Below are 12,751 nucleotides of genomic sequence, written 5' to 3'. Positions count from 1 at the left end.
CGAGTATGAGGCGACGGCCTATTCCCGCAGGCCAGCGAGCAAGGTAGCGTGAGATCAACTTACCGACCCTGTCCGTCAAACCGGGTCAACCCCACCCCGGATCTTTCCGGTCTTCGACAACACGGCGGTCGGGGGATCGTGCACCTATGAGACGTACTTCAACGTGATCAAGTGCACCTGGGAGGCCACGCCCGCTGCCCTTCGCGCCGAGTTGGAAACGGAGCTGTCCCGCATCGTCGAAGTCCGTGGCCGGGGTCCTCTGTGCGAGAGTTTCCCGATGGCGACCAAGATCGTCGAGCTTGCGCTCATCGGGCGTCGCCACCCTTGAGGTCATCTGCGGGTTGTGGTGCACAGCGTCGTGAGGGCATCGAGGTGCGCGCAGTGTTCCAGGACCTCGCGGTCGCGGGTGCCGGGGTGGCCGTACTCGTGCAGGAAGCTGTCGCGTAGGTCGGGGCGGTATGGCCAGATGCGGGTGGTGAGGCGTACGAGGTCGCGGGCGGGCAGGTCGTAGCGGCTGTGTTCGAAGTCGATCAGGCGAAGGATGCCGTCGTCGCCGTGGATCATGTTGCGGGGCATGAAGTCGAGGTGACATGGCATGGCGGGGAGTGGGCCGAGGTCTTGAAGGGCTCGCATGTGGGCGCGTACGTCGGCGCGGAAGCTGGACGTGATGTGGTCTGCGGCTTGGTGGATCCAGTACTCGGCTCGTTGGGCGAGCCAGGCTGTCCAGTCCGGCTCCAGCCTTGGCGGTTCGGCGGCGTGAAGCGTTCTGAGTAGCCGTGCTGCCTGGCGGTAGGCGTCCTGTTCAACCTCGGTGTCGAGGGTTCGGTGGTGGAGCGGGATGCCGGGCACGGCGGTGATGATGATCGCGGGCGGATTGTCGGCTGCCGCGAGGAGGCGGGGTGCCTGGTCACCGAGGGTCGGGACCCAGGTCCGGTAGGCGTTCACCTCCTGGGTGTGTCGTTCGGGGCTGCGGTGGGGTTTGACGATCACCTCCCCGTGTTCGGCGGTGGCGGCGCGGAGGATCCGGGTGCCGGCAAGGCCTGGATGCCAGTTCAGAGGTGTGACTTCGACGTCGAGGAGACGCCGGCAGAGTAGGAGGAGGTCTGTGCTGCTCATTGCCCGGGTTCGAGGTGTCGGGTGTCGTTGTGCGCGGCGAGTTGCCAGGTCGTGCGTCCGAACCGGTTGGTGGGTCGTTGCCATCGGGTGATCGAGGCGTGGTCGGTGACGAAGCCAAGCCGTAGGCAGGCGTCCTGCGGGAGTGCGAGGAGAAGGGTGTTGGCGGCCTCGACGGTCTCGCCGTGGGCGGCGATGAGGATCCGTTCGCCGTCGTGTCGGGTGAGGATCTCCTGTAGGGCTCTGGTTGCACGGTCGAGGTACTGGTTCCAGGTCTCCGAGCCGTTGGCGTAAGGGAGGTCGGGGGCGTGTTGGGGCGGCCCTTGGAAGGCGGTTTTGACGTCCGCCCATGGCCGGCCGTCGGCGTCGCCGTGGTCAGGCCCGCGAAGGTCCGGCTGGACGGTGGACGGCAGGTGGAGTGCCTGCTTGATGATCTCGGCTGTCTGGACCACGCGGAGTCTGGGCGTGGAGTAGAAGGCTGAGAAGGGTCGAGCTGCGTGTTCGGCGGCCAGGCGGACAGCGAGCTGGGTGACCTGCTCGCGGCCCCGGTCGGTCAGACCGGTGCAGCCGTGTTCGCCGCCCACGATCCCGGCGACGTTGCAGGCGGCCTCGCCGTGACGGGCGATGACAAGTTCGGTGGTGGGGGCCATCGGTAGGGCTCCTTCAGGAGGTCAGGTCGGCGCGAAAGGGTCGGGCCAGGGCCGGACAGTGGGCCACGGGTGTCGGTATCCGTTGGTGCCGAGGTACCGGAGCGTCAAAAGGTGGTGTAGCTCGGCGTACTGCCGTAGCTCGTCGAAGCTGCAACGGTTCGGGGCGATGGCGGACCGGTAGGCGTCGATGCAGCCAGTGAGGGTTGCTCGGCCGAGGCACCCGTACGTCAGGGATGTGGTGACGAGGAGTCCGGCCAGGTCGTAGCCGAAGGGGGCGAGAGTGAGATCGTCGAAGTCGACGACGGCGATGCCCTCTTCCTGAACGAGGTAGTTGCGGACGTTCGGGTCCTTGTAGAAGGCCGCCGGTCGGTCAGCCCGGTCCAGGACGGCGTCAAGCACGGTCAGGTCGACTCCCGTAGCGAGGGCGGCCTGGTGTAGCGCCTTCCGCCGCGGGCTGGCGAAGTCGGGAATCACCAGTCCGATCGAGGTGGTGTGCGTTTCGTCGAGCCGGGCGGAGTGCAGTTCCCTGCGGTAAGCGGCGTCGTGTAGCCGACCGAGGATGGCCGCCATCCGGGGAAGATCCGCCATCCCGGCTGCCCGGCCCGATAGTCGCTCGAAGATCAGAGAGCAGTTGGTCCTCGTGATCAGGCGTGGCAGGCGAACAGCGGAGTCCAGCCCATTGAGCCAGGCATGGTGGGCCGCAGCTGCCGAGCAGCGCTGTGGGTCGTCGTACCGCTTGATGAAGAGGTTGCTGGTCACGGCCGTTCCGCCAGGGCGTAGCTGACGGTGGATCGGGCCAGGTACGGCGGTGCCGGCAGCCGCTGCCGGAGGATCGCGGCGAGGTTGTCTGGTAAGCAGTCGGGGTCAAGTCGGTACTTGGGAGTGGTGGCGAGATAGCGGGCGAGGTGCGCGACGTCGGCGAACTCGAAGACGTGGTCCTCATGCAGGACGTCGAGCACCGTGAGGTGGGTGCCGGCTATATCGAGCAGGTTGGCGCTGTGGAAGCTCTCGTAGAGGCTCGGCCGGCGCGTGGCATCGCGGTCGATGCCGGCGAGTTGTAGGAGCTGGTCGAGTTCGGCGTAGCTGTCGAGCGACTTGGTTGCCAGGACGGCGCTGCCTCCGGGGCGGAGGCAGCGGGCGATTTCCGCGATTACGGCGGCTGGGGTGGTCGAGTGATAGAGGCAGAATGCGGCTACCGCCGCGTCTGCCACCGCATCCGGCATCGGTAGGCGGTGGAAGTCGGCGGCGACCACCGAGCCGTTCCCTCTGGCCTCGGCCAAGCGGGTGCGGACGATGTCCAGCAGCGCGACTGAGGCATCGACGGCTACGAGGCGCCGAGGGCGGAGACGGGCGGCGATGCGGAGCGTGGTGGTACCCCGTCCGCAGCCGATGTCGAGGACCATCGCATCGGGTGAGGTCCGCTGTGCCAGCAGGTCGGTGATGACTGCGGCGGCGTCTCGCCCGGCGACCTTGGCGTCGCGCAGCGCACGGGTGCGTTCTGCGAGCCGGTCGCCGGTGCGGTAGAGGTCGCCGTGTACCAGAGTGGGATCGAGGAACGGGTTAGGCAGCATTGGTCGCCTCCCGTCCCGTCCGGGTCAGGGCATTGGTGGGGCTTGTGCTCGTATCCGGTCGACCAGTCGGTTGGCCTGGCGGCGGCTGGTGAGCGAGATCAGCTGGACGTGTGGTCCGTGTTCCTGGATGAGGTTGCGGACCCGAGGCCCCATGGTGCGTCGATAGCCGAGGATGTACCGGACGAAGTTCCAGGTGATCCGGTCGTAGACGCCGTCGGCCTGGTGCTGGCCGCCCCGATAGCGCCGACGTCGCTGGACTATGCCCCAGAGGCAGGTGGCGGCGGGAAGGTCGAGGAAGATCACGGTGTCGGCGGCGGCCAGCCGGATCGGCAGGGTACCGGCGTAGTTCCCCTCGATGATCCAGCGTTCGCCGGTGACGAGTTTCTCTTGCCTGGCGGCGAACTCCTCCTGGGGAAGCGGGTTCCACTGCTCGTCGTAGTAGATCGCGTCGAGGTGGGTCAGGGGCGCGTCGAGGATCTGGGCGAGTTGCCGGGCGATCGTCGATTTGCCGCTGCCACCGCAGCCGATGAGGGCGATCCTGTCCATGGTCCTCCAGGGTAGGCCTGCTCTGGGGCGGGGTCGTGCGGACACGGCGGGTCATGGCGTCACCAGGTCGGGATGACGCAGGAGACGATTCAGCACGCTGAGCTGGGTGGAGAGCCGGAACGGGGCGAGACGGTGCAGGCAGTCAGCGATCAGGCCGGCGTGGTCGCTGGTCCCGGTGATCTCGGCGAGCCAGCCGACCCGCTGTCGGACGTCGGTAGCCTGTCTGACGTGCAGGTTCGTCGGCACGAGTTCGGCGGCGCCTCTGATGGTGGTCGGCAGGAGCGGGGCGCAGCCGGCGAGGACAGCTTCGAAGATCCGCTGGGTGATCTGGCCGGCCTCGGCGTAGCGCTCGGGAAGTAGCAGCACGGTGGCGAGCGCGTCGGCGTGGATCTTGCTGACCTGCGGGAACGGTACCCGGCCGATGAAGTTGAGGCCGGGCCAGCGGTGGGTGTCGGGCCACTTGCCGGCGACCAGGTGGGGCAGGTGCGCGGCGGCGGGGGCGAAGAAGGTGTCGAAGGCGTCGTCGCGGTCGTACTGGTTGCCGACGTACACCAGCGGCGTCGAGCGATGCCGGGTGGCCAACTCGTCGGGGTCGGTGGCGTCGAGGACCCCATCCGCGACGGGGAAGAGCAGCGTCGTCGCGCCCGGGCTCGGATGCAGGGCCGGTTCACAGACGGTGACGTTGCTGGTCTGGCGAAGTGGGTCTGCCGGATCGAGCCACCGGTCCTTGTCCCAGAGAATCGTCGGGATGCCGAGCCGGTGGGTGTAGTGGGTGACGAGTTCGGCCTGGCGGTGCAGGTCGCAGGCGTGTCCGGGCCGGCCGCAGGGAGTGGTGTTGCGGCCAGGGATGGGCCAACGCCATTCGAGGAACAACGCGTCGAGGTCGGGTAGGCCGACGTCCCACCGGTAGCTGGCGCTGAGGTCGAGGCCGGCGTCGCAGAGGTCACGGTTGGGCTGGAGGAACACGATCTCGTGGCCGGCTTGGCGGAGCCCGTCGACCAGGCAACGGCGGTGGCTGCGTCCGCCGTCGGGGGTGTCGACGACACCCTGACCGAGGAATCCCCAGAAGCTGTAACCGATCAGCATTTCGTCACCCACCAGCCTTCGAGGAGCAGGGCATCCAGGCCGGTCTCGACCAGGCAGTCCAGGGCCATCTCGGGGGTGCCGCAGATCGGCTTGCCCTTGATGTTCAACGAGGTGTTGATCAGCACCGGATGTCCGGTGATCTCGCCGAAGGCCGCCAGCACGCTGGCGAGGAACGGATGCTGGTGGCGGGTCACAGTCTGAACCCGCGCGGTGCCGTTGCCGTGAACGATCGCGGGAAGGCGGCTGCGGGTCAGATCGGTCACCGGTGCGGCGATGGACATGAACGGTGAGGGCTGGCCGAGCTGGACGTAGTCGGCGGCCCTGTCGGCGAGGATCACCGGGGCGAAGGGGCGGAACGCTTCGCGGAACTTGACCGTGCGGTTCAGGCGGTCCACGACCTCGTGGGTGAAGGGCGAGGCGAGGATGGACCGGTTACCCAGTGCGCGTGGCCCCGCCTCCAACGGGCCGGTGAAGAGCCCGACGATCGTTCCGTTGGCGAGCTGCCGGGCGAGGTGCTGGGCCGGGTCCGCCGGTCGTTCGGCGGTCAGCCCAGGCCGCGGTTCGGCCGACAGGGTCAGATCGGGGTACGCCGGGCCGAGGTAGCAGCGTCCCCCGATACCGGTGGGAGGTTGGCCGGTGGTGTCGAGCCAGACGGCTGCGGCAGCTCCGATTGCGGTGCCCGAGTCTCCGGGAGCGGGTGGGATGTGGACCTCGTCGACGATGCCGGCCCGGGCGATCCGACCGGCCGCGACGCAGTTCATCGCGACGCCACCGCCGAGACAGAGCAGCCCGGACCCGGTCAGGCGGGCGGCCCGCCCTGCCAGATGAAGCATCACCCGCTCGGTGCGTTCCTGCAGGGCGGCGGCGAGGTCTGCGTGCACCGGTTCGACCGCAGCATCTGGTGGGCGGGGCGGGCAGGTGACGGCGGTGAACTCTGCGCTGGTCCGGGGGTATCTACTGGAGAGGATCCGAAGTGGCAACAGCCCTGGATCGAGGGTGAAGCCGTCACCGGTCAGCGGAATCGCGCGCGACATCACGTCACGGAAGCGCGCTGGTTCACCGAGGGCGGCCAGCGCCATGACCGTGCCCTCCTCGTCTCCCCGGCGCCAGCCGAGGTGTTCGGTCACGGCGCCGTACGCGTAGCCGAGCGAGGCCGGATCCCTTATCGCAGCATCCAGACGGAGGTGAAAGGGCTGCTCGTCGCGGTGCGCCGCATGCCAGATCGTGGTGGTCTGCAATTCACCGAGGCTGTCCACGACCAGGACCGCCGCGTCGTCCACGCCAGCGGACAGGAAGGAATAGAGGGCGTGTGCGCGGTGGTGCAGCACAGGGACGAGTCGGGCATGCGGGAACCGCTGCGACAGCTCGCGCATGCGTGCCCGGTAGCGGCGATGCACGGTGAGGAAGCTGCGGGAACGAGGAAGCGCCCGGTTGCGGGTCGAGGCGCGTGCGAGGTGATCGGGGAGTTGGCCCAGCGCCGGCAGGTAGCGACGGCCGTCGAAGTTGTACGCCACTGCGGTGACGTCGTTCGCGGTCAGTCCGGCTTGGTCGAGGAGCCAAGCGGCGGCCCTGGCGGGGTACGCCTTGCTGTGCTTGGTCCCGTCGAGGCGCTCCTCTTCGGCGAAACCGGTCAGGTTGCCGTTGACCAGCAGTGCTGCGGCCGAGTCGTGGGTGTAGGCGCAGAGCCCGAGCACGACCTCGGCCCCTCGTGCGGACCGTTGCGCGATCATCGCTGCCCAGCGGGCTTGGCGGCGGCGAGGTGGTCGTACCAGCTCACCAGGGCGGCACCGAGTGGATCGGGAGTGTCGGTGGCGAGTTTGCGCGCATGGTCGCGCTCCCCGGCTTTCCAGGCGCGGTAGCTTGCGAGAGTCCGCCCGAACGCGTCCCAGGTCGAGCCGTCGGCAGGGCTGGTGTCGCCGTCGAGCACCCGCTGGAGGAGGTGATCGAGGTCCGGCCAGGGCACAGCGACCTGAGCCAGTTCGGCGGTGCCTTCGGTGCCGTGCAGGGAGGCGGCGGCACCTTCGGCGTTGTGGGCGTACAGGTGCAGCGAGTCGACGTGGTGGTGGTACTCGCCCAGCTCGACTTCGAGCCAACCGGCCATCAGTTCGTGGATCAGGGTGGTGGTGAAGATGTCGTACGGGAAGCCGAGCCAGAGGTCCTGGCTGCGCATGCTGGTGTGCATGATCAGTCGGCCGTCCCGGATGAAGAACCGATAGCCGAGGGTGCACGGCACGTCGCGGTAGCCGCGATGGTCGCGGGCCGGGTCGAATAGCTGAATCACCCCACGCCGTGACTCCCGATCATTGAGCAGCTGCCGGCGTACCGCGTCGAGCTGATCGACGTGGCCGTCCCAGCGGCGCAACCGTGGCCCGTACGCGCCGCGTAGCACGCCGTCGTCGGCGTACACGCGCAGCTTGTCGTTGTAGTCGTAGATCCACGGCGAGTCGGAGCCGGAGAGGATCCAGAGTGCCTCCGCGACCGCGAAGGCAGGATTGATCACCCTTGCGGGCGGTACCGCGACGAGCCGTCGTCGGGGGTTGGTCAGGCACAGGTGTGCCCCGACCACCTCGGTCGTGGTGAGGTCGCGGGGGCAGGCAACGCGACCGTTGAGCAGTACGGCCTGGCAGGCGGCGGTGAACAACGCGCTCGCCGAGTCGGCGGTCAACACGATCATGGTGCTCCCTTGCGAGGTCAGGAGGTGAAGGCCGCGAGTCGGTCGTCGGAGAGGTTGACCAGCCAGGCGGCCTGTCGGGCGAGGCCCTCGTGGAGCCCCACCTTGGGCCAGTAGCCGAGCAATCGGCGGGCGCGAGTAGGGTCGGCCGCAGTCGCGGGTACGTCGCCCGGTTGGGCGGCCACGAGCTTCACCGGCACCTGTCGTCCGGTGACCCGGGCAGCCTCGTTGATCAGCGCGAGCATCGAGACGCTCGCACCGCCGCCGACATTGACCACCGCTGCCTGGGCTTCGAGGCGAGCGGCGGCAAGGGTCGCGGCGACGACATCGCCGACGTAAGTGAACTCGCGCCGCTGGCTGCCATCGCCGAACAACGTGAGTGGAAAGCCGGTGTAGGCGGCGAACAGGACTCGGCCGATCGCCATGTCGGGCCGCTGCCGAGGCCCGTAGACGGTGAAGTAGCGCAGCGCGACGGCACTGAGCGGGCTGTCAGCTCGCCGGGCGTAGGCGAGACACAGCTGTTCCGCGGCCAGCTTGCTCACGCCGTAGGGGGAAACCGGGCAGGTGGGGTCGTCTTCGCGGCTGGGCCGGTCGGCCGGACCGTAGACGCTCGACGACGAGGCGACGACCAGCCGGCGCACCCCCTGGCGGGTGCAGGCCTCCAGCAACCGGTGTGTGCCGAGCACGTTGGTCTGGGTGTAGTCGAGAAACTCGCGACTCCACGACGGCCGTACACCCGGCCGCGCGGCGAGATGGAAGACGGTGTCGCAGCCGGCCACCACGTCGTCCAACTGGTCGACGGCCAGGTCCAGGCAGTACGGCGTGAACAAGGGGTTGACGACCGCCCGGGCCAGGTTTTCGTCCGCGAGGGCGTGCTCACCGACCCGCCGCCGATCCAGGCCGACGACCCTGACTCCTCTGCCCAGTAGCTCGTCGACCAGGTGCGAGCCGATGAAGCCGGCCGCTCCGGTGACCACAACACGAGACATCATCGCTGCTCCTCCCTTCCTGGGCTCTGCTCGAAGAGCCGACGCCAGACGTGGGTGTACAGGGGTGGGTCGACCTGGGAAAGCGTGGTCTGATCGATCACCGGCAGGGCACCCGGTCGTTCGGACCTTGTCGAACCGGTGGCTGTCGCAGCGGCGTTACGGGAGACGTAGACCGTCATCGCGGTCCCGCCTCCGACCCGCCCATGCCGCGCCGTGATCGCCGAGGACGTGCGCCAGGTCTGCGGAGTCGGCCGCCGGCGCGGCGGACCCACCGGAGGACCGGCAGGTCCGCCACCGGGAGGCGGCGGCTGGGAGCACCCCGCCGATCACCCGAATGCGCAGCCTCGACGGCGGTACGCAGGCGAGGATCCAACCACACGGGACTTGCGCCGACAGCCATCACGGCATCTGGACCCCGCTCGGGCGACGCCTTGTCAGTCCTGATCAGTACGTCCACCATGAACCCCACGCCGTTGACGGTCATCGGCGGACACCGGTGCCACCGGCAACGGCGACGTTCGATGTCCAGCTCTAGCGAACCGTTCCTAGCCGTGGGCCGGTACCGTCCACTACCCGTCCAGTCGCAACCAGGTAGTGACGACCCGTAGCGGCAGTGGCTAGCGTGATCCACGTCGACAGGCGATGTCCGGAGGTGCGCGATGGCGGGACGGCGCTATTCCCCGAACCGGCAGCTCGCGTGGGAGAGACTCCAACGCGGCTGGTCCTACGAGGAGACAACCGAACGCATCCGCACCGAGATGAGCCGCGCAGGCGAGACCGACACCGGGCTCAACGCCAACACCGTGCGACGCTGGGAGACCGGGGAACGGTGGCCAGACCCGCGTTACCGCAAGCACCTGGTCGCGATCTTCGGTAAGCCGGCGAGCGACCTCGGCCTGCTCACCCCCGACGAACTGGCCGTACGCCCGGCTGCGGAAACACTGCACGAGCTCAGGAGGTTGTGGGACATGCTCACCCGAGACGACAACGGCAACGGCTGGGACCGGGCGTCCGTACTACGTGCGCTCGTCGGTGCCAGCATGCTGCCCTTGGTCGCGCCGCTGCTATCACTCGATCCCCACGCCGCACACGCCGGCGGCAGGATCGTCGACCCCGATTCGTATCGGCAGATCGTGCGCTGTCAGCGCGAGCTGTACTGGACCAGTCCGGCCCGGCCGTTGTACGAGGCCGCCTACGCCCATACTCAGCTCGGCATCGGGCTCCTCCGTGCCGCAACTGGAACCGACCGGACTGGTCTCGCCGGAGCGCTCGCGGAGTCCGCACTGCTCACCGCCCGACTCGCCTTCTTCGACCTCAGCCAACCCGCCGTCGCCGAACGCTGCTACGACGTCGCCCTCGCTGCCACCCGCGAAGCCGGCGACCATGCGCTGGCCGCTGCTGTTCTCGGCCACATGGCGTTCATCCCCGCGTTCGGCCACGATCCCGCGAAGGCCCGCACGCTGACCAACGCAGCCCTCCAACACACCTGGCACGGCGTCAGCCCCCTGGTCCGCTCCTGGCTGCACTGCGTCGCCTCGGAGGTCGAAGGCCGGGCAGGAGCAGCGGCGGCCAGCCGCCATCACATCGATCTGGCAGCGAAAGCGCTTGATGGCAGCCCTGTGCCGCCTGAATGGCTCGACTTCTACGACAACACGCGTCTGCACTCCTTCGCCGGTTACGCCGCCCTTGCCGATGGCGACCACGGGGAAGCCGCCACCCAACTCGATCAGGCACTCGCCGCCCTCCCCGGGGCCGGTGCCAAGCAGCGCAGCGTTGTCCTCGCCGACCTTGCCAACGCCCATGGCAATGACGGTGACCGGGCTACCGAGTACCTCAACCAGGCCATCGACGCCCTACACACCGACTGGTACGGCACCGGCCTCGACCGGGTCCGAGCCGTCCGCAACGTACTCGGCGACAGCCGCAACGGTGCCCGACTCGACGAACGCGTCACCGCGTTGACCGCCAGTCGCGCCGCGCTACCTGGTAGTTAGAGCGGGCCGGCGTCGATTCGCCAGTAAACGGCATCGGGTAGCTCGGCGAGGTGACTACTGATTCGGCAGACCCTTCCACCACGTGGTGCGACCTCCCGCGTGGCCGTTCAACAGGTAGAGGACCCATGCGAACCACCGCAGTCGGCGACGTGACGATCCTGCTTCCCGATCTCGACCCCGACGATCTCGACAGCTCCACCGAGCCCGATGTTGATCTCACCGACCTCCATGTCGACAACGCCTCCTGGCGGGGTGTCGCCCTTGACGAGGTCCGTGTTCGGGGTAGCCGGATCACCGGCTCGGACCTCAGTGAGAGCACCTGGGAAGGGGGAACGGTCTTCGGCTGCGAGATCGTCCGCACCGACTCCTCCGGCGCTAACCTGTCCGGGCTCAGCGTCGAACGCAGCGTCGTCACAGGGTCGCGGTTCACCGGTGCGCGGCTCACCGACGTCCGTCTCAAGGATGTCCTGTTCGACGGCTGCCGTTTCGACTACGCCACCTTCAGCCGAGTCGCCGCTGGCGGGGCGGTGGCGTTCGTCGATTGCATCCTCACCGACGCCACCTGGTCCTCCTGCCGGCTTCCCAAGGTCGTCCTGAGATCGTGCCAGCTGGCTCGCCTCGAACTGGCGTCGAGTCAGCTCCAGGGTGCCGACCTGCGGGGTAACTCGCTGCGTGGCCTGAAGACCGCTCTCGCGAACCTGTACGGGGTCACGCTCACCGAGGAGCAGTTGCCTGACATGGCTCACCTGGCTGTCGGTGAACTCCACCTTGCGGTGCGGGCTCAATGATCTTCGGATGGGGAGTGCCCGTCGGTCGGCGTGTGGCCGCGCTCGTCGGGTCTGTTGGTGTCGCAGTGGAACGGTGGAATGTCAGTCGTGGGCTACCGGCCGCGGGGGCGGCGGCGTTGCCGGTGAGGTTGTACGTCGATACGACCGCGTTCGCGGTGGAGCGCTCCGACGGTGCTGACGCCCAGGCCTTTGTCCTGGGTGGGCAGCTCGGTGCGCGCATCTGGCCGTTCACCGCCGTAGCGGACGACTCTGTACTTCTGCCGGGTGGTTCTCTTGCCGTGACTGGTTGGTCCCTCGGGTGTCGGTTCGTGGGCTGGTGGGGGCGTCGATGACCGTAGGTGTGCAGTCGACTCGACGGGGTGGGGGAGTGGGGGCTGCGTCGGTACTGCCGAGAGGGTTCGGCTCGGTGGACGGGATCACCTCGGGGCTGGTGGCCGAGCAACGTAAGGATCTTGGCCGGCAGTTGGCCGGATGGCGTGCCGCTGCCGGGATGACGCAGGCGCAACTGGCCAAGCGGATCTGCTACTCGCGTAGCACGCTGGCCAACGCTGAGACCGGTCGGGACATGAGCATCCGGGGTTTCTGGTGCGACGCCGACGACGTGGTCGGTGCCAACGGGGCGCTGTTGGCCGCCTTCGACCAGGTCGCCGCGTTGGTGCGGGACTTCCACGAGCAGCGGGCATCGGCACGTGACCGCGAGCGTCGGCAACGCGCTGCCCGCCTCATCGCTCCCACCGTTCAGGCGCAGCCGAGCGCATCGGCGGAGCCGGGAAGGTGCCAGTGTGAGGCGGTGGTCGTCGGTCGGTGGACCGAGCGGGAGGTCCGCGCATTGCGGGAGGCGCTACGGATGACCGTCCACGACTTCGCTCAACGGCTGGGAGCGAGCGACGCGGCCGTCTCTGGCTGGGAACACCTACGCACGCCTACGCCACCGAAGATGGCCGCGCAGGCGGTGTTGGACCAGACACTCGCACTCGCCGACACCGACACCAAAGCCCGGTTCCTGCTGATCCTCAACACCCCGACCAGCACGGGTAGAACAGCGCGAGAGTGAGGTAGGCACACCGACAGGGCCGCTCGCCGTAGCCGAGCGCCGACGGCACCCGCCGACAACCGTGGGCTCTGCTGGTGAGTGAATCTCCCATCTAGCCGGAATCGGACAACGGAGGTACCCTCTCATGCCGAGTTGAGTGCAGTCGATCAGGACTACCCCAAGCGCTTGTGCCACTATGCGTGGATGTCTGCTGACACTAGCTTGATCTTTAACCTGCGGCGCGGTGGCATCGACCCCGGCTGATCATGGAGACAGCCCTTGATCGATCATTCCTCTTGTCTAGGGAAGA

13 protein-coding genes are annotated in these 12,751 nt (G+C 68.2%); 3 read left to right on the top strand and 10 right to left on the bottom strand.

Annotated features, from left to right (window positions below; translation table 11 throughout):
- Positions 1–330: 330 nt before the first annotated feature.
- The 10 genes from ACIG87_RS32015 to amcA are packed head-to-tail and all read right to left on the bottom strand — an operon-like array spanning position 331 to position 8,805.
- Positions 331–1,116, bottom strand: coding sequence for an aminoglycoside phosphotransferase family protein (locus tag ACIG87_RS32015; protein ID WP_396855360.1), 786 nt, complete (start codon positions 1,114–1,116; stop codon positions 331–333).
- A complete protein-coding gene (locus tag ACIG87_RS32010; protein ID WP_396855359.1) occupies positions 1,113–1,763 on the bottom strand; it encodes a histidine phosphatase family protein in 651 nt (216 codons plus the stop codon). The genes ACIG87_RS32015 and ACIG87_RS32010 overlap by 4 nt, the downstream gene beginning before the upstream one ends.
- Before the next feature lie 21 nt (positions 1,764–1,784).
- Positions 1,785–2,522 carry a phosphotransferase gene (locus ACIG87_RS32005; RefSeq protein WP_396855358.1) on the bottom strand — a complete coding sequence of 246 codons (738 nt, stop codon included), beginning with the start codon at positions 2,520–2,522 and terminating at the stop codon, positions 1,785–1,787.
- Positions 2,519–3,334: a class I SAM-dependent methyltransferase gene (locus ACIG87_RS32000; RefSeq protein WP_396855357.1), complete on the bottom strand. Its 816-nt coding sequence runs from the start codon at positions 3,332–3,334 to the stop codon at positions 2,519–2,521. Before ACIG87_RS32000 ends, ACIG87_RS32005 begins: the two co-directional genes overlap by 4 nt.
- 24 nt (positions 3,335–3,358) lie before the next feature.
- Complete coding sequence (locus ACIG87_RS31995) at positions 3,359–3,880, bottom strand: topology modulation protein (protein WP_396855356.1); 522 nt, start codon at positions 3,878–3,880, stop codon at positions 3,359–3,361.
- 51 nt (positions 3,881–3,931) lie between these two features.
- Positions 3,932–4,966: a hypothetical protein gene (locus ACIG87_RS31990; protein WP_396855355.1), complete on the bottom strand. Its 1,035-nt coding sequence runs from the start codon at positions 4,964–4,966 to the stop codon at positions 3,932–3,934.
- A complete protein-coding gene (locus ACIG87_RS31985) occupies positions 4,960–6,696 on the bottom strand; it encodes a carbamoyltransferase (protein WP_396855354.1) in 1,737 nt (578 codons plus the stop codon). Before ACIG87_RS31985 ends, ACIG87_RS31990 begins: the two co-directional genes overlap by 7 nt.
- Complete coding sequence (locus tag ACIG87_RS31980; protein WP_396855353.1) at positions 6,693–7,640, bottom strand: thymidylate synthase; 948 nt, start codon at positions 7,638–7,640, stop codon at positions 6,693–6,695. The genes ACIG87_RS31985 and ACIG87_RS31980 overlap by 4 nt, the downstream gene beginning before the upstream one ends.
- Before the next feature lie 17 nt (positions 7,641–7,657).
- Positions 7,658–8,629, bottom strand: coding sequence for an NAD-dependent epimerase/dehydratase family protein (locus ACIG87_RS31975; RefSeq protein ID WP_396855352.1), 972 nt, complete (start codon positions 8,627–8,629; stop codon positions 7,658–7,660).
- Positions 8,626–8,805: a multiple cyclophane-containing RiPP AmcA gene (gene amcA, locus ACIG87_RS31970; RefSeq protein WP_396855351.1), complete on the bottom strand. Its 180-nt coding sequence runs from the start codon at positions 8,803–8,805 to the stop codon at positions 8,626–8,628. The genes ACIG87_RS31975 and amcA overlap by 4 nt, the downstream gene beginning before the upstream one ends.
- A gap of 480 nt (positions 8,806–9,285) precedes the next feature.
- Between amcA and ACIG87_RS31965 the strand changes: the two genes are divergently transcribed.
- From ACIG87_RS31965 to ACIG87_RS31955, 3 genes are all read left to right on the top strand, one after another.
- On the top strand, positions 9,286–10,620 hold the full coding sequence (locus ACIG87_RS31965) for a multiprotein-bridging factor 1 family protein (protein WP_396855350.1): 1,335 nt from the start codon (positions 9,286–9,288) through the stop codon (positions 10,618–10,620).
- A gap of 125 nt (positions 10,621–10,745) precedes the next feature.
- On the top strand, positions 10,746–11,408 hold the full coding sequence (locus ACIG87_RS31960) for a pentapeptide repeat-containing protein (RefSeq protein WP_396855349.1): 663 nt from the start codon (positions 10,746–10,748) through the stop codon (positions 11,406–11,408).
- Between the two features lie 406 nt (positions 11,409–11,814).
- Entirely contained in the window at positions 11,815–12,462 is a 648-nt protein-coding gene (locus tag ACIG87_RS31955) for a helix-turn-helix domain-containing protein (RefSeq protein WP_396855348.1), read from the top strand.
- The last annotated feature ends 289 nt before the right edge of the window (positions 12,463–12,751 follow it).

This window comes from Micromonospora sp. NPDC051925 (genome assembly GCF_044548625.1).
GTDB lineage: Bacteria > Actinomycetota > Actinomycetes > Mycobacteriales > Micromonosporaceae > Micromonospora.
The sequence above is the reverse complement of the archived record's forward strand: the minus strand, read 5'-3'. Positions and strand labels throughout refer to the sequence as shown.

What these genes read in the sequence shown, in the direction of transcription:
- ACIG87_RS32015 (WP_396855360.1), bottom strand. Translation starts at nt 1,116, where the DNA reads ATGAGCAGCACAGACCTCCTCCTACTCTGCCGGCGTCTCCTCGACGTC.
- ACIG87_RS32010 (WP_396855359.1), bottom strand. Translation starts at nt 1,763, where the DNA reads ATGGCCCCCACCACCGAACTTGTCATCGCCCGTCACGGCGAGGCCGCC.
- ACIG87_RS32000 (WP_396855357.1), bottom strand. Translation starts at nt 3,334, where the DNA reads ATGCTGCCTAACCCGTTCCTCGATCCCACTCTGGTACACGGCGACCTC.
- ACIG87_RS31995 (WP_396855356.1), bottom strand. Translation starts at nt 3,880, where the DNA reads ATGGACAGGATCGCCCTCATCGGCTGCGGTGGCAGCGGCAAATCGACG.
- ACIG87_RS31990 (WP_396855355.1), bottom strand. Translation starts at nt 4,966, where the DNA reads ATGCTGATCGGTTACAGCTTCTGGGGATTCCTCGGTCAGGGTGTCGTC.
- ACIG87_RS31985 (WP_396855354.1), bottom strand. Translation starts at nt 6,696, where the DNA reads ATGATCGCGCAACGGTCCGCACGAGGGGCCGAGGTCGTGCTCGGGCTC.
- ACIG87_RS31980 (WP_396855353.1), bottom strand. Translation starts at nt 7,640, where the DNA reads ATGATCGTGTTGACCGCCGACTCGGCGAGCGCGTTGTTCACCGCCGCC.
- ACIG87_RS31975 (WP_396855352.1), bottom strand. Translation starts at nt 8,629, where the DNA reads ATGATGTCTCGTGTTGTGGTCACCGGAGCGGCCGGCTTCATCGGCTCG.
- amcA (WP_396855351.1), bottom strand. Translation starts at nt 8,805, where the DNA reads ATGACGGTCTACGTCTCCCGTAACGCCGCTGCGACAGCCACCGGTTCG.
- ACIG87_RS31965 (WP_396855350.1), top strand. Translation starts at nt 9,286, where the DNA reads ATGGCGGGACGGCGCTATTCCCCGAACCGGCAGCTCGCGTGGGAGAGA.
- ACIG87_RS31960 (WP_396855349.1), top strand. Translation starts at nt 10,746, where the DNA reads ATGCGAACCACCGCAGTCGGCGACGTGACGATCCTGCTTCCCGATCTC.